This window comes from Cognatishimia sp., assembly GCF_964229375.1.
In the GTDB taxonomy this organism is placed as follows: domain Bacteria; phylum Pseudomonadota; class Alphaproteobacteria; order Rhodobacterales; family Rhodobacteraceae; genus Cognatishimia.
In genome coordinates this window covers 1-15,310 of sequence record NZ_CAXREH010000043.1, presented here as the reverse complement: position 1 = coordinate 15,310, position 15,310 = coordinate 1, and the positions used below count along the sequence as shown (strand labels likewise).

Sequence of the window (15,310 nt, the reverse complement as noted above, 5' to 3'; positions counted from 1 at the left end):
CAGACTGTTCGGAATGCTTTGAGAGTATGGTTGGCGGCTGAAGGCACTGAAGAAAGCGACTTATGGCGCGCCACCACCATTGATTTTGAAATCTCATCAAGAGGTAATCGCAACCAATCCTTTAGATGTCGTGCGAACTGCAAACGAACGCTATGTTTGTGTTCCTCTGAACGCAATTTTGGGCGAACCAAATAGGTTTCTAGTGCGGCTTCTAGGGTAGGGGCTCCCACCTGGATGGTTTTTCCGGCACCACGTCCCCATTCGAGTGCAAAGCCAAGCGCCGTCTGTCGCGCTGCCTGTGCTGAAATTATGGGAAATCGCCCTATAAGCACTCGTTGGGTTTTGCCCCCAATATCTTTCTGAAAATACCAAGTCTTGGATCTTTTGCCGACGAAGAGAACCAACCCCTTAATCTCGGAGTCCCAGTGCTTTTCCGTGCCGGATTTAGAGGGGGAAAGTCGGCGTGCATATGTTTCTGTAAGCTTCGGCATTTTGCAGGCTCTTTGTCGGACCTGAAATGAGACTGGGTGCAATTAGGTGCACCTGTACGCAACATATTATTCAATAAAGATAGTAATTTAGCAAGAGTTTGATAGTAGGTGAAATTCAAGTAACTTGCTTGGAAGGCTCTTATGATACCATTTCACCATACCCGCTCAGTAGGACGACGGATTATTTTATCCGCAAATTGAGGTCAATAGCTATTCGCGGCTTTTGTTGGAAACTCACGAAATAGATGATCCCGTTCGCGATTATCGCGCCTAAGACGACGCGCAAACAGAGGCTTTGTCCACGTCCAAAACCAACATGGTCCAGGTCTCATTCACAGCGGGGATCATGCGCAATTTCTTGATGACAAAGTCGCGCAATGTATCGACATCTTTGGTCTGGACGCGAAGGACATAGTCCAGATCACCAGTCACACGCAGACACTCGATGATCTCGGGTGAGTGGGTCACGATCTCTAGAAACTCTTTAGTGTCTTTGGCGGTTTTCTGCGACAGGCTAACATTTACGACGGCAACAACGCTCTGCCCAATCATCGTTTGGTTGATCCGCGCGCCATAGCCTGTGATGACTCCTTCGTCTTCCAGCCGCTTGACCCGTCGGCTGCATGGGGTGGGGGACAGGCCAATCCGGTCGGCCAGTTCCAGATTGGAAATGCGGCCCTCGCGCGCAAGAACATCAATGATTTTTCTGTCTGCTTGATCGAGGTCGATGCTGGTCATTGTCGCTCCAAATCGCGTCGAGAGTGGCTATTTTGCGCGGGTATTGATCACATGGAAACGGAAAAGGCAAAGCATCGATTGATTTTTTGCGGCCGTCGCGCGGCTGCATCATGACAAATTCGCGTGAACAACGTCGGCAGGGACGCATTGGAAATGGCTCGGGATGTGGTTTGACCTCTGCGCGTATTGCGATCGGAGTGCCCGATACGCGACATTGGTCAAGCTCAATCCTGGGTTTATTCGCGTCTTTCGGTCAATACCTGCGCGAGCGCGGTCCACTGCCGTTTGCTGATGGCGCTGCGCTCGGCCAACAGCCAGTATGTTTCGGTGTTGTCTAAGGCCTCATCCCCCAAACGCACCAAGCTTCCGTTTTCGATGTCATCACGACAAAGCGCAAGCGAGCCAAGCGCGACGCCTTGGCCAGCCTTGGCCGCAGCGATTGCGCCGTGCAGCGTATCGACCCTTATGTTCGGGATCGGGATCGAGGGGATGCCAAAGCGCGCGGCAAACGCGTCCCAGTCAGGTCGGGGGCCTGTGCACGCGATCCGTGGCAAACCTGTCCAATCTCGGCGCGCCAAGCCGGGGGCGCAGACCGGCGCCATGATTTCACTGAACAGCGGGACTTGATAGTGCTGCGGCCAGTCGCCAGCCCCATACCGTATCTGCAAAATCGCTTCGGTCGAGGCCGTTTGCCCGCCCAAAACGTAAGACTGCACCGAGAGTTCTGCGCTTGTGGCGGCCGAGGCCCGCGCCAATCTGGGCGCCAGCCACATAGAGATCACCGACTGACTGGCTGAGATCGTCAACCGACTGCGACCTCTGGCAAACAGGGTTTCGGTGCTGTCACTCAAAGCCCGCAGCGCTGACTGCACATGCGGCAGCCAGGTTTCACCTTCGACGGTCAGGGAAATCGTGCGCGCCTCGCGCAGGAAAAGCTGGGTGCCCAGATGCTTCTCAAGCTGGCCGATCCTTTGACTGATCGCGGGTTGCGTCAGGCCGGTTTCTTGTGCGGCTGCGGTAAAACTGCCCAGCCGGGCCGCCGCCTCGAACGCGCGGACCCATTCCAGAGGGGGTAAGGAATATGAGGATTTATCCATAAGGAAATACGCCAGTCAGCCGATGTTTTTATGATTTGAGTTTATTGGCTGAATTCGCAAAACGTAACTTAAATGTTTGACCCCAGCGACAAGGACGCAGGTGATGCTCACATCAATCAGTCAGGACGGCGCTGTCCTTACCCTTCATTCCGACCAATCCCCTCTAAGGTTCCACGCCATCTGGCTGCGCGACAATGCGCAAGATCCGGACACGCGGGCCAGCGGCAATGGCCAGCGCCTGATCGCGTTGCGCGACATCCCGGCGGACACGCGGATTTCCAACGCTTCGGTAACGGACCAGACGCTTACCGTGTCGTTCGCGCCAGAAGACAAGACCGTGCAATTCGATCTGGAATGGCTGAAAGCGCATCGATACGATGTGGCATCTGACGCGCCGCGCGGCTGGCTGTCTGATGACATTTCAACCTGGACGGCCAAACTTCACCCCAATGTGCCGACCGGACAGTTCGCCGAGGTCGCGCAACGCGGCACGTCGTTTGCAAACTGGATCGAGGATCTGACCCGCTTTGGATTTGCCAAACTCGAAGGTGGCCCCATCGAAGAGGGTGCGCTGTTTCAAGTGGTTGATCTGTTCGGCTTTGTACGTGAAACCAACTATGGCAAGTTGTTTGAGGTGCGAACCGAAGTGAACCCGACCAATCTTGCCTTCACAGGTCTGGGATTGCAGGCCCATACCGACAACCCGTACCGCGATCCGGTTCCCACGGTTCAGGTGCTGTATTGTCTGGAAAGCTCGGCGGCGGGCGGCGAGAATATGGTGGTGGATGGCTTTGCCTGTGCGCATCGCCTGCAGGCCGAAAATCCAGACTATTTTGACGTGCTGTCGCAGTATTGCGCCCGTTTTGAATATGCAGGCGAAGCTGGCGTATGCCTGACTGCGCGCCGTCCTTTGATCGAGTTGAACCCGGATGGCGAATTGATCGGCGTGCGATTTAACAACCGGTCGCTGGCCGCTGTGACGGATGTGCCGTTTGACAAAATGGACCTGTGGTATGCGGCCTATCGGCGATTGGGCGAGATCATTGATGACCCTGCGATGGAAGTGACGTTCCGCCTTGAGCCTGGGGAGTCCTTTGTCGTGGACAACACCCGCGTGCTGCATGCTCGCAAAGCCTATTCCGGAACGGGAACACGTTGGCTCCAGGGGTGTTATGCGGATAAGGACGGATTGTTATCGACGCGCGATGCCCTGCGCCGCACTCCCAAGGAGGCCGCAGAATGAACGCGCCGATTGAACACCTGACTGCCGACACGATCGTAGAGTTTCTGGCCTCGATTTTTGAGCGTCGCGGCAGCGAAGAGTATCTTGGCGAACCGGTCACCATGGGTGAACACATGCTGCAAGGTGCGACATTTGCCGAACAGAACGGGCAACCTGATGAAATCATCGTAGGGGCTTTGTTGCACGACATCGGGCATTTCACATCCGAGTTCGGCACTTTTTCGATGGACGACACTGAAGACCGCCATCACGAGGACGCAGGGGCCGCCGTGCTCGAGCAGTTCTTCCCCAGCGTCGTGACGGATTGCTGCCGCTATCACGTCGCGGCAAAGCGCTATCTCTGTGCGACAAAGCCGAGTTACTCCAAACGGTTGTCAGAAGCCTCGGTGCATTCGTTGAATTTGCAGGGCGGACCGATGACGGCCGACGAGGTTGCCGAATTCGAACAGAACCCAAACCTGAAACAGATCATTGCGGTGCGTTATCTGGACGAGGCCGGAAAGGTCGCGGGCATGGAAACACCAGACTTTCGCCACTTCGCGCCGCGCGTGCAACGGCTTGTGGATGCGCATATGCGCGCAACGCAAAGCTAGGCGTTAGGCGGGCGCAATAGACTGTTCAAAGACCGACTGCTCTGTCGTGACTTTCTCGCGCAGCCAGGTTTCAAACAGCAGCGCACTGGATTTGCGCGGCTCGGGTGAAATCGGGGTCAGCATATACATGGCCTCGATGGGCAGAACCCGCAAATGCGGAAGCGCGATCAGTTGGCCGCGGGTCTGCACGCGCGCGGCCAGCCTGTCTTGCATCAGGGCGATCCGGTCAGAGCCCAAGGCAAGCTCTGCGGCAGCAACGGATGAGTCCACCCCGATGTCGCTTTGGCTTGAGGCGCGCTCGATCCCGGATTGGGCAAAAAACTTTGACCATTGATCCTCGGGGCCCATCACATGGATGAGGGATCTGGCGGCAAGCGTCTCTGCAGAGACATGCGTGCCCAAAGACCGGGCGGTGTCAAACGAGCAGACAGGAACCAGCGCATCGTGAAACAGCGGCAGCGCGTCATATCCGGGCCATTGCCCACGGCCAAGACGCAGTTCGATGTCTGTGCCGCCGACGGCCAGACGATCTACCCAGATGGAACTTGACAGGTTGATGCGAATGCCGGGGAAATCTTCGGTGAATTGCGTGACCAGCGGGGCCAGCCACAGCGCGGTATAGCTGACAGGGGCCCGCAGGTGAATCATCTTGTCGCCGCGATGCCCAAAGACGCCAGACGTTGCGCTCATGATGTCTTCAAAGGCGCGCCGGACGGACGGCAAATAGGCCTTGGCCGCCTCGGTCAGGCGCAGGCCACGGGGCAGACGTTCAAACAGTGGATAGCCAAGGTGATGCTCTAACCCACGCACGCGGTGGCTGACGGCGGATTGCGACAGGTTCAACTCTTGAGCCGCGGCCGCAAAATTCTCGTGGCGCGCGGCGGCTTCGAACGCTTGAAGAGCCGGAAGAGGAGGAAGTTTGTTCGGCATTGCTTGGATCCGCATGCTGTCTGCCTCCAATTTTTGGGGGCCTTGTGGCGAAAAGATTACGTTTGATTTGCCTCGGGGGCAATGCCACGGTTTGAAAAAACGGGACTATGAAATCGGCATATCAACCCAAGGACGTCACCATGACCCAGCCTTCGACCCTGACACCTGCGCAACTTGCTGCTTTTGAACGCGACGGCTTTCTGGCGCTAGAGACCTTGGTGCCGCCCGAAGATCTTGTCCCGATCGAAGAGGAATACGAACAGCTCATCGACCGGCTTGCGAAAGAGCTGTTTCATAAAGGTAAAATCTCGCAAACCTATGCGGACCTTGCGTTTGGCGCGCGGTACGGCGCGATGATTGCCGAATACCCGGATCTGGCAAATTTCGTGAACATCTCGCTGCCCCTGTTGAACGAAGGCATCGATCCAGACACGTTTCAGATGCACGCAGGTGCTGCGGTCTTCAACCTGATGCGCCACCCCAAAGTATTGGATGTGGTCCAAGACTTGGTCGGCCCCGAAATCTATTGCAGCCCTGTGCAGCAAATGCGCATGAAACCACCTGCAAATACGTTGCATTCGGCGGTCGCAGGGCATTCCAACGTAGGTGCAACCACCTGGCATCAGGACATCGTTGCCTTGTTTGACGAGGCCGATGACACCCATCAGATCACCGTCTGGCTGGCGATCACCGACGCCACCATTGAAAACGGCTGCCTTACCTCTGTTCCGGCCTCGCATCGCGAGGGGCCAAAGGTGCATTGTTCAAATCTGGCAATCGCGCGCGAGCCGCAGGTGCCCGATAGCGTAATGGATGGCCGCGAGGGCACGCCGCTGCCTGTTCAGAAAGGCGGGGCAGTCTTGTTTCACAAGATGAACGTGCATCGGGCCTTGCCCAACCTGTCTGACGGGCTACGCTGGAGCATGGACCTGCGCTATCACCCGACAGGGCAGGCCAGTGGACGTCCGGCCTTTCCCGGGTTTGTGGCGCGCAGCAAATCCAATCCAGCCAGCGAACAACGTGATTCTGCGGCTTGGGCCGCCACTTGGGAAGCGGCCCGCCAGAAAATCCTGTCTGGCCAGCACAAAGGGCGCCTTTTCGAAGACACCCGCTGGAACGACGCGGCGGTCTGCTAAGCGCGCCGCCGCGCGTGGTTTATTTCCCCTGAGGCACAACCTCGTACCCGGGCTCCTCCGGCTCATCGTCTACCATCTCTGGCGGAAAGCCCGGCGCTGTGATGTCCAGACCCGTGGCCTCTTCAAGCCGTTTGATAATATTCGGAGACAGCTCGCGTTCGCCAAACCGGGCAATGCCGTCGTTGAAGATCTCGATCAGCATAGGGGCGATTTCCAGCGGAACGTTGTTGCGGTCGGCGACCTCTTGAAACAGTCCGGCGTCTTTCTTGACCAGATCCATCGTAAAGGAAATGTCGCGAGAGCCGTTCAGAATGACCTGACTTTCGGTTTCATGCACAAACGACGTACCCGAGCTGATCTTCATGGCCTCATAGGTGGTGTTCAGATCCATTCCAGCGGCCTTCGCGGTTACCAGCGCTTCGCAGCAAGTCACAAGGTTGGCCGTGGCCAGATAGTTGGTCACAACTTTCAAAATCGAGGCGGATCCTAGGTCGCCTGTGTGCAGAATGCGGCGTCCCATGGTTTTCAGAAAGGGCGCGATCCGATCAAACGTGGCGCGATCACAGCCCGCAAAGATCGAAATATTGCCCGTCGCGGCCCGGTGGCAGCCGCCGGATACCGGACAATCCACGGCCGCGCCGCCACGTTCCATGACCATAGCGCCAAGACGTTTGACTTCGGCTTCGTCCGTGGTCGACATCTCCATCCAGATTTTACCGTCGGTGACTTCTGGCAGCATTTCGTCCATGACTGCAGCCGAGGCCGCAGGCGAGGGCAGGCAGGTGATAACTGCATCACAGCTTGCCATCAGTTGCGCCGGTCCCTCGGTGCGTTTCGCGCCCTGGGCAACAAAGGACTCCACCAGATCGTCGTTCAGGTCATGGACGGTCAGGTCCACTCCATTGCGCAACAAAGACCCCGACAGTTTACCCCCGACATTGCCAAGGCCAATAAACCCTACTTTCAATCCTGCATTCCTTCTGACTGGCCGTCCTCTGTCCGGCGTGAATTGACAAGAGCCAGCGTTGCACAGGGGCGGCGCGAAACAAAATTCATTTTGCGCAGGCTGAGGCCCAATTTATTTGGACGATAGGCTTTGAGGCTGTGACATCAGATAAATGGGCAGCGTTTGGCGCAAGATTCTTTCAGCTGCCAAAGCAAGATCGGTGTTGCCCGTATTTGGGGAATCCCTATGGTCCCTTTTGTTGATTGCGGCGACACCGGACCATGGGTTCAGTCGTGACGCATCCCAAACCAATACACAGTCTTAGGACATAAAACCCATGAATACAGACACCACACCCAGCCATTCCACGCATGATGCCGAAGCGGATGATCGCAACGACAACATCAAGATCTGGGTGAATGGAGAGATCGTTCACAAGGACGATGCCAAGGTCTCTGTCTATGACTCAGGTTTCATGCTTGGAGATGGCATGTGGGAAGGGATGCGGCTGTATGATGGGGAATGGGCCTTTTTTGACGAGCATATGGACAGGTTGTTCAACTCGCTGAAGTCCGTCTCAATCGCGTTGGACATGGGCCCGCAAGATATTCACAAACTGCTGAACGACACGGCTGCGGCCAACGACATGACCACCGACGCGCATTGCCGGCTGATGATCACCCGAGGACGCAAGGCCAAACCGTTCCAGCATCCGGCCCTGTCAAAATGGGGCCCGACAGTGGTGGCGATTGTCGAGCACTCCAAACCGGCGGAAAGCTTGCTGGGGCGGGGCATTCGCTTGGCGACAGTACCGCAGGTGCGGGGGCTGCCTATGTCTCAGGACGCGAAGTACAACAGCCACTCGAAACTGAACTGTGTCATCGCCTGTCTTCAGGCAGAGCAGGCGGGTGCTGACGAAGGCTTGATGCTAGACCCGCATGGCTTTGTAAACACGACCAACGCCTGCAACTTTTTTATTGTGCGGCGGGGCGAAGTTTGGACCTCGACCGGGGATTATTGCATGAACGGTGTGACGCGCCAGAAAGTGATCGACCTTTGCCGCGCCAACGACATCCCGGTAAAAGAAAAAAACTATTCGCTGTATGAGGCGTATGGCGCGGACGAAGCCTTCTTGACCGGCACCTTTGGGGCGCAGACGCCGGTTGCGGAAATTGATGGGAAGCCCATCGGAACACAGGAAGGCGCGGGGCCGATGACGCTGAAGATACGCGCGCTTTACAAAGACTTGGTGGCGCAGGATGTGGCAAAACAAAAAGGGGCACGCACGTGAGCATTGGTGAGAAAATCGGCAGCGGCGGGCTGCTTTTACTGGGATGCGGTAAAATGGGCGGCGCGATGCTGCGCGGGTGGCTTGCACAAGGTCTGGCTCCAGATCAGGTTACGGTTCTTGATCCTTACCCGGCAGAGTGGCTGACGGCGCTTGAGGCGGATGGCCTGCGCCTGAACGTACAACCCGAAACGGCACCCGCGATTGCCGTTATTGCCACCAAACCCCAGATCATGGCCGAAGCCATTCCAGGCGTCAGCGCATATGGCAATGGCCCGACGGTCTTCATCTCGGTGGCGGCTGGCACATTGATGGCAACGTTTGAAGAGATGCTTGGCGCACAGACGCCGATCGTGCGCGTGATGCCCAACACGCCTGCTGCAATTGGGGCCGGAATCTCGGCTTTGGTGGCAAATGACAATGTGGCTCAGGCGCAAATGGACTTGGCCGAAGAATTGCTTGGTGCCGTCGGTGATACCGTGCGCCTTGATCGTGAGGAGCAGATGCACGCCGTGACGGCCCTGTCTGGCTCTGGACCGGCTTATGTCTTTGCGCTGGCCGAAGCGATGACTGCTGCGGGCGAAAAGCTGGGATTGCCTGCTGACATGGCCAAAAAGCTCGCGCTGGGCACCATCGCGGGCTCTGGGCGGTTGATGCTTGAGACCGACATCGCGCCCGCTACCCTGCGCGAACAGGTCACGTCCCCCAACGGCACTACCTATGCGGGGCTGCAAGTTTTGCAGCGTGACCCAGATGGGTTGCAGGATCTGGTCGATGCCACACTGAAAGCTGCTTCTGATCGCAGCGAAGAGTTGGCCAAAGGTTAGGGCGCTCTAAATGGCCGCGTGAAAGGCGCTCATCTCGTCTTGGATCCAGGTCTGAAACGCCCGTGACGCAGGTGTGCTGTCGTGCTGCGGCGTGGGTTGCAGGAAATACCCTTCGGCCAAGGCGGGGCGGTGATCAAAGGGCGCAATCAACGTCCCCTGATCCAAAAAGTCCTTCGCCAGAGTGTCATGCGACATCGTAATCCCCGCGCCATACAAGGCCGCCTGCATCGAGATGTTGAAGCTGGACGTCAGGTTCACAGCGCGCGGCAAAAGGCTTTCAGTGTTGCGGGATTTCAACCAAGTACCCCAAGAGCCTGTGACCCCCGCGCAATCAAACAGGTTGGCAGAATTGAGATCGATATCGCCGCCCTGATAGTCAGGTGCGCACACCGGAAAAAACCGTTCCGACGACAGGGGAATAGACGCACCCGAACGATCCTCGGGGCGGCCAAACCTGACATCAACCGCAGCGCCTGCGGCATGGCGGTCAGGATCCCAGATTGGCGTCACAATATGCAGCACAAGCCAGGGGTATTGCGCATAAAGCTGTGAAAGACGCGGCGCCAGCCAAAATACCGAGAACGCCAGATTGCACTGCAACACCATACTGCGCCCGCGATCCCCGCCGATAAACGCCTGCGTGCCGCTGGCCAAAAGGTCAAAGGCTTCGCGGATCACTGGCAGATAGTTCGCGCCGTCCTCCGTCAGCTCCAGCGCCCGGGTTTTGCGGACAAACAATGCACGGTTCAAAAAGCTCTCTAAGCTGCGCACGTGCTGGCTGACGGCGGATTGCGTCAGGTTCAGCTCGCTTGCAGCGCGGGTAAAGGACAGATGACGCGCCGCCGCTTCGAAAGCGCGCAGCCACGTTAAGGGCGGGAGGGCGTTCGTTGGATTGGACATATGCGATACATACATAAATTTTCTTAATGCATAAGCCGTAAAATCATCGTTTGTCAGATTTGCGAATGCCTCACAGAGTGAAAACACGCATCAGCAAAGGATTTCCCCATGCGCCATGAACGCCCCACCGCCAACCTGAGTTTCTGGGCCGAAAGGGTCGATATGGCCGCAGCCTTCCGTTGGACCGAGCGTCTTGGCATGCATGAAGCGGTGGCCAATCATTTCAGCCTCGCGGTCAATGAGGATGGCACCCAGTTCCTGATGAATCCCAACCAACGCCACTTTGCACGCATCAAGGCCTCGGACTTGTTGCTGCTGGATGCCAATGATCCCAACACGATGGATCAGCCCGACGCACCAGACCCCACCGCCTGGGGGCTGCATGGCTCGATCCACCGCGCCTGTCCGCATGCACGCTGTGTGATGCATGTGCATTCGATCCACGCCACAGTTTTGGCCTGTCTGGCGGACAGCAACCTGCCTCCGATCGATCAGAATACCGCGACGTTTTACAATCGCTATGTGATCGATGACGGCTTTGGCGGGCTGGCGTTCGAAGAAGAAGGCAAACGCTGTGCTGCAATGCTGTCTGACCCAAAAATCAAGACGATGATCATGGGCAACCATGGTGTGCTGATCATCGGGGACAGCGTCGCGGATACATTCAATCGTCTGTACTATTTCGAACGCGCCGCCGAGACCTATATCCGAGCTCTCCAGACCGGACAGCCCTTGCGCGTGCTGTCTGATGAGGTGGCCGAGAAGACCGCCCAGGAACTGGAAGACTATCCCGATCAAAGCGACCGTCATCTGTCTGAGCTGAAAGCCATTCTGGATGACGAAGGCTCCACCTACGCCAACTAAGGACGACACCCATGACAGCCACTGATCCCGAAGCCGACCGCTGGCACCATCGCCCCGAACATCTGGTGCCGCTGAACCCTCTGTTCAACTGGCCCCCAAGTCCCCGCGCTGTTTGGGCGTGGTACCGCGGCGCGTGGTTGCAAATAACGGCTCTGACCTTGTGCATCACGATGGCGCTTGTGATTTACTTTGCAGCCCTGCCTCCGCTTGAAAGCATGAAGACCTTTGCCTTTGACTGGGTCTTCCGGATCTGGCTGATCAATGTCGTGGCCCAGACGCTTGTGGCAGGCACCCTGCATTGGTGGCTGTACATCCGCAAAGGCCAGGACATGAAGACCAAGTTCGACCGCAGGGACCTGACCCGCAACAACGGTGTCTTTACGTTCAACAATCAGGTCTATGACAATATCTTCTGGACCCTGGGCAGCGCCATGACCGTGGCAACGATCTACCAGTGTCTGATCTGGTGGGCGATGGCCAACGAATATGTACCAACCGTAACCTTCGCCGAAAACCCGATCTGGTGCGTCGTCTGGATGGCCTTCATTCCAATGTGGTCAGGGCTGCATTTTTACTGGGTGCATCGCCTATCGCATCACCCAAAGCTTTATAAATACGTGCATGCGGTGCATCACCGGAACGTCAATGTCGGGCCATGGTCTGGAATTTCAAACCACTGGTACGAGAACATCCTCTACTTCACGACCTACTTCATTCACCTGATTGTTCCCAGCCATCCGCTGCACCTGCTGTTTCACAATATGTTCCAGCAAGTCAGCCCGATCCTGTCCCATTCCGGGTTTGAAAAGCTGGTCGTTAAGGAAAACGAAGCCGCGCGGGCAGGGGACTTTTTCCATCAGCTGCATCACCGGTATTTCGAATGCAACTACGGCACTTCTGAAATCCCATTTGACCGCTGGTTTGGCACCTATCACGATGGCACGGCCGAGGCGACGACACGCACGCGGGCCTTCAAAAAGCAGATGTATACGAAGTGAGGCGCGATGAAACGGATCTATGACTTCAGCCGCAGCCCTGCAGAGCGCAATTATACCATCGCTGATCTGCAGGCGCTCAAGGGATCGGGGCGCAAGCTGTCCATGTCCAATCCCGCCAACGCGGACGAGCTGCGCGCCTGTATCGAGGCAGGGATCGATCTCTTGGTGGTTTGGGAGAGCCAAATTGAAGAAGTGCGCCAGATCGCACCAACCCATTTTGCGGGCGTGGGATCCACCTGGGCGCAATTCGGATCCGCGCAAGAGATCATGGACCACGCCTTTGATATGATGCGTAAAGGCGGCGACATGTATTATACGCTGCGCAGTTTTGACGTGATGGAGATGCTCGCCAAAGAGGGCATCCCCGTTCAAAGCCATATCGGATTGATCCCCACATTCAGCCACTATTGCGGCGGTCTGCGCGGGTTCGGGCGCAAGGCGGATGAGGCGATGGAGATCTATCGCACGCTTAAGCGTATGGAAGATGTCGGCGTCTTTGCGGTCGAGGCGGAATGTATCGCCGAAGAGGTGCTTGAAGCGGTCAACACCAAAACCTCGATCGTGACCTTCTCGTTGGGTTCTGGCATGGCAGGTGATGTCATCATGTCCTTTGTGGCCGATGTCTGTGGCGAAGCCAGCGAAGAGGACAAGCCCCCCAAACACGCGCATGCCTTTGGCAATGTGGGGCGGTTGCACAAACAGATCCACCAAGAACGCGTCGCAGCGCTGGGCGAATTTCACCGCGAGGTCGTGGCCGAAAACTTCCCCTATGCCAGCACAAACATCGGCATGCTGGACGGCGAAAAAGAAAAGTTTCTGGAAGAGCTGGACAAATGGAGCCCGACCCATCAGTAAACCCCTCTTGACCCTCCAGTAACTGGAGGCCTTAGATAGTGTCTGAAACTATCCAAAGAGGCTCTGATGGCACAGCCAACGCGGGTGCAACTCGACATTACCGGAATGAACTGCGGCTCATGCGTGGGACGGGTGGAGCGTGCTTTGGCCGGGGTACCTGGCGTAGATGAGGCCTCGGTCAATTTGGCCAGCGAAAGTGCGCTGGTGTCCTTGGGACAGTCGGGGTCAACCCGAGTTGTGCTTAAGGCACTTGAGGCCGCGGGCTATCCGGGGCGGGTGCGCAAAGCCGAAACACCCAGACCCGACAAATCAGCCGAGATCACCCGCCTTAAGTGGTCTGTGATATGGGCCGCGCTTCTGGCGGCCCCGGTGTTTTGCGCGGAAATGGGGGGCCATTTGTATCCGCCTTTGCACCACTGGATCGCGGCCAATATCGGTCTGACCACGTCGTACACGATCCAGTTCATTCTGACGGGCCTCATCCTGATTGGGCCCGGCCGCCAGTTTTACACGCTGGGCATTCCATCACTGCTGAAAGGCGCACCAGATATGAACGCGCTCGTTGCGCTGGGCACGCTCGCGGCCTTTGGGTTCTCTGTCGTCGCCACATTCGCGCCCGGCGTTTTGCCCGCAGGCAGTGCGCATGTTTACTTTGAGGCCGCAGCAGTGATCGTCGTCCTTATCCTTTTGGGGCGCTATCTTGAGGCCCGCGCCAAGGGGCGCGCCGGCCAAGCCATTGCGCGTCTGATCGGGCTGACTCCCAAGACGGCGCGCGTTCTGCGGGACGATGTGTACACAGACCTTGCCATTGCCGACATTCGGCACGGCGATGTGCTGCAAGCCCGCCCCGGCGAACGCATCGCGGTGGATGGCGATGTGGTGGACGGACATTCATATGTGGATGAGGCCATGCTGACGGGCGAGCCTGTTCCTGTGGCCAAGGAACAGGGCGACAGGGTGATTGCGGGCACAGTGAACGGGCAGGGCGCGCTGACCTATCGGGCTGAAAACATCGGCGCAGACACCGTCGTGTCGCGCATTGTCGCCATGGTCGAAGAGGCGCAAGGTGCGAAACTGCCCATTCAGGGCATGGTTGACCGGATCACAATGTGGTTTGTGCCCGCCATCATTCTAACCGCCCTTACGACATTTGCGCTCTGGCTGGCCTTGGGGGCGTCCCCGTCGCTTGGCCCGGCTGTCGTCGCTGCAGTTTCGGTGCTGATCATTGCTTGCCCCTGCGCGATGGGTTTGGCGACTCCGACATCGATTGTGGTGGGCACAGGCAAGGCAGCCGAGTGGCAGGTTCTGTTCCGCCGCGGTGACGCACTGCAGCGTCTGCAATCCGTCGATGTGGTGGCTTTGGATAAAACCGGGACGCTCACAGAAGGGCGCCCAGAGCTGACATTGATTGAAACCACTGGCGATGTTTTGGAAGACGAGGCGCTCACTCTGGCGGCCTCGGTTGAAACCATGTCAGAGCATCCGCTGGCCAAAGCTGTTGTTCAGGCCGCAGAGGCGCGCGGGCTGACCTTGAACTCGCCAAAAGGGTTCACATCACATACAGGGCGCGGGGCAGAGGCGCGGGTCGGCGCGCGCAACGTTCACATCGGATCGGCGCGTTACATGCGCGATCTGGAAGCCTCGACAGCGCCGTTTGAGAGGGCGGCACAAGAGGCTGCGCGCACAGGTAAAACCCCGATTTTTGTCGCGCTTGATGCAGCTTGCGTTGCCATGCTGGTGGTCTCGGACCCAGTGCGGGACACGACGCCCCAGGCGATCCGCGCGTTGCAAGCCGCAGGGCAAGAGATCGTGATGATTTCAGGCGACACGCAGGCGACTGCCGATGCGATTGCGGCGGATTTGGGCATTCAGATCGTGATTGCCGAAGTTCTGCCCGAAGGCAAAGCCGAAGCGATCCAAAGCCTGCAAGCAGCGGGCCGATCCGTCGCCTTTGTCGGAGATGGCATCAACGACGCGCCCGCGTTGGCGCAGGCCGATGTCGGCATCGCGATTGGCACGGGGACTGACGTTGCGGTGGAAACCGCAGATGTGGTGCTGATGTCGCCAGACCTTACCGGGGTTTCAAATGCCCTGTCGATCAGCGCCGCAACCATGCGCAATATCCGCCAAAACCTAGGGTGGGCCTTTGGCTATAACGTGTTGCTGATCCCCGTCGCCGCAGGCGTTCTGGTGCCCTTTGGCGGACCACTGCTGTCGCCCATGCTGGCCGCCGGCGCAATGGCGCTGTCTAGCGTTTTTGTCGTCACCAACGCCTTGCGTTTGCGGTGGGTGAAACCAACCTCTGTCACGACCGGAGAGACGCTATGAACATCGGACAGGTTGCAAAGTCTTCCGGCATCCCAGTCAAAACCATCCGCTATTATGAGGACATCGGTTTCATTCG

16 protein-coding genes are annotated in these 15,310 nt (G+C 57.5%); 10 read left to right on the top strand and 6 right to left on the bottom strand.

The features are described 5' to 3' along the window. The 3 genes from ACEQWH_RS03340 to ACEQWH_RS03330 form a co-directional block, all read right to left on the bottom strand. Nucleotides 1–491: Arm DNA-binding domain-containing protein (locus ACEQWH_RS03340; protein WP_370228296.1), on the bottom strand; the 491-nt coding region annotated here is incomplete at its 3' end. 270 nt (nucleotides 492–761) lie between these two features. After that, a complete protein-coding gene (locus tag ACEQWH_RS03335) occupies nucleotides 762–1,229 on the bottom strand; it encodes an Lrp/AsnC family transcriptional regulator (protein ID WP_370228295.1) in 468 nt (155 codons plus the stop codon). Between the two features lie 236 nt (nucleotides 1,230–1,465). Then, nucleotides 1,466–2,326: a LysR family transcriptional regulator gene (locus ACEQWH_RS03330; protein WP_370228294.1), complete on the bottom strand. Its 861-nt coding sequence runs from the start codon at nucleotides 2,324–2,326 to the stop codon at nucleotides 1,466–1,468. A gap of 103 nt (nucleotides 2,327–2,429) precedes the next feature. Between ACEQWH_RS03330 and ACEQWH_RS03325 the strand changes: the two genes are divergently transcribed. Both ACEQWH_RS03325 and ACEQWH_RS03320 read left to right on the top strand, forming a co-directional pair. Continuing rightward, nucleotides 2,430–3,569, top strand: coding sequence for a TauD/TfdA family dioxygenase (locus ACEQWH_RS03325; protein WP_370228293.1), 1,140 nt, complete (start codon nucleotides 2,430–2,432; stop codon nucleotides 3,567–3,569). Beyond that, nucleotides 3,566–4,162, top strand: a complete 597-nt coding sequence (locus ACEQWH_RS03320) for an HD domain-containing protein (RefSeq protein WP_370228292.1) — start codon at nucleotides 3,566–3,568, stop codon at nucleotides 4,160–4,162. The genes ACEQWH_RS03325 and ACEQWH_RS03320 overlap by 4 nt, the downstream gene beginning before the upstream one ends. Before the next feature lie 3 nt (nucleotides 4,163–4,165). On the opposite strand, the gene ACEQWH_RS03315 is transcribed toward ACEQWH_RS03320, so the two are convergent. Then, complete coding sequence (locus tag ACEQWH_RS03315) at nucleotides 4,166–5,107, bottom strand: LysR family transcriptional regulator (RefSeq protein ID WP_370228291.1); 942 nt, start codon at nucleotides 5,105–5,107, stop codon at nucleotides 4,166–4,168. Nucleotides 5,108–5,232: 125 nt separating this feature from the next. On the opposite strand from ACEQWH_RS03315, the gene ACEQWH_RS03310 reads away from it, so the two are divergent. Next, a complete protein-coding gene (locus ACEQWH_RS03310) occupies nucleotides 5,233–6,228 on the top strand; it encodes a phytanoyl-CoA dioxygenase family protein (RefSeq protein WP_370228290.1) in 996 nt (331 codons plus the stop codon). Between the two features lie 19 nt (nucleotides 6,229–6,247). Here ACEQWH_RS03310 and ACEQWH_RS03305 read toward each other — a convergent pair whose 3' ends face one another. Then, complete coding sequence (locus tag ACEQWH_RS03305; protein WP_370228289.1) at nucleotides 6,248–7,195, bottom strand: NAD(P)-dependent oxidoreductase; 948 nt, start codon at nucleotides 7,193–7,195, stop codon at nucleotides 6,248–6,250. A 316-nt stretch (nucleotides 7,196–7,511) separates the two neighbouring features. Between ACEQWH_RS03305 and ACEQWH_RS03300 the strand changes: the two genes are divergently transcribed. Together ACEQWH_RS03300 and proC are read left to right on the top strand one after the other, a co-directional pair. Next, nucleotides 7,512–8,465, top strand: coding sequence for an aminotransferase class IV (locus ACEQWH_RS03300; RefSeq protein ID WP_370228288.1), 954 nt, complete (start codon nucleotides 7,512–7,514; stop codon nucleotides 8,463–8,465). Next, nucleotides 8,462–9,289: a pyrroline-5-carboxylate reductase gene (gene proC, locus ACEQWH_RS03295; RefSeq protein ID WP_370228287.1), complete on the top strand. Its 828-nt coding sequence runs from the start codon at nucleotides 8,462–8,464 to the stop codon at nucleotides 9,287–9,289. Before ACEQWH_RS03300 ends, proC begins: the two co-directional genes overlap by 4 nt. Nucleotides 9,290–9,295: 6 nt before the next feature. Here proC and ACEQWH_RS03290 read toward each other — a convergent pair whose 3' ends face one another. Further along, on the bottom strand, nucleotides 9,296–10,189 hold the full coding sequence (locus ACEQWH_RS03290) for a LysR family transcriptional regulator (RefSeq protein WP_370228286.1): 894 nt from the start codon (nucleotides 10,187–10,189) through the stop codon (nucleotides 9,296–9,298). 108 nt (nucleotides 10,190–10,297) lie between these two features. On the opposite strand from ACEQWH_RS03290, the gene ACEQWH_RS03285 reads away from it, so the two are divergent. The 5 genes from ACEQWH_RS03285 to ACEQWH_RS03265 form a co-directional block, all read left to right on the top strand. Further along, nucleotides 10,298–11,053, top strand: coding sequence for a class II aldolase and adducin N-terminal domain-containing protein (locus ACEQWH_RS03285; RefSeq protein ID WP_370228285.1), 756 nt, complete (start codon nucleotides 10,298–10,300; stop codon nucleotides 11,051–11,053). Between the two features lie 11 nt (nucleotides 11,054–11,064). Then, a complete protein-coding gene (locus ACEQWH_RS03280) occupies nucleotides 11,065–12,051 on the top strand; it encodes a sterol desaturase family protein (protein WP_370228284.1) in 987 nt (328 codons plus the stop codon). 6 nt (nucleotides 12,052–12,057) lie between these two features. Beyond that, entirely contained in the window at nucleotides 12,058–12,906 is an 849-nt protein-coding gene (locus tag ACEQWH_RS03275) for a 3-methyl-2-oxobutanoate hydroxymethyltransferase (protein ID WP_370228283.1), read from the top strand. A gap of 66 nt (nucleotides 12,907–12,972) precedes the next feature. After that, nucleotides 12,973–15,234 (top strand): heavy metal translocating P-type ATPase, encoded by a 2,262-nt coding sequence (locus ACEQWH_RS03270; protein ID WP_370228282.1) that lies wholly within the window; start codon nucleotides 12,973–12,975, stop codon nucleotides 15,232–15,234. Further along, the coding region (locus ACEQWH_RS03265; protein WP_370228297.1) for a MerR family DNA-binding transcriptional regulator at nucleotides 15,231–15,310 on the top strand (80 nt) is incomplete at its 3' end. The genes ACEQWH_RS03270 and ACEQWH_RS03265, both read left to right, overlap by 4 nt.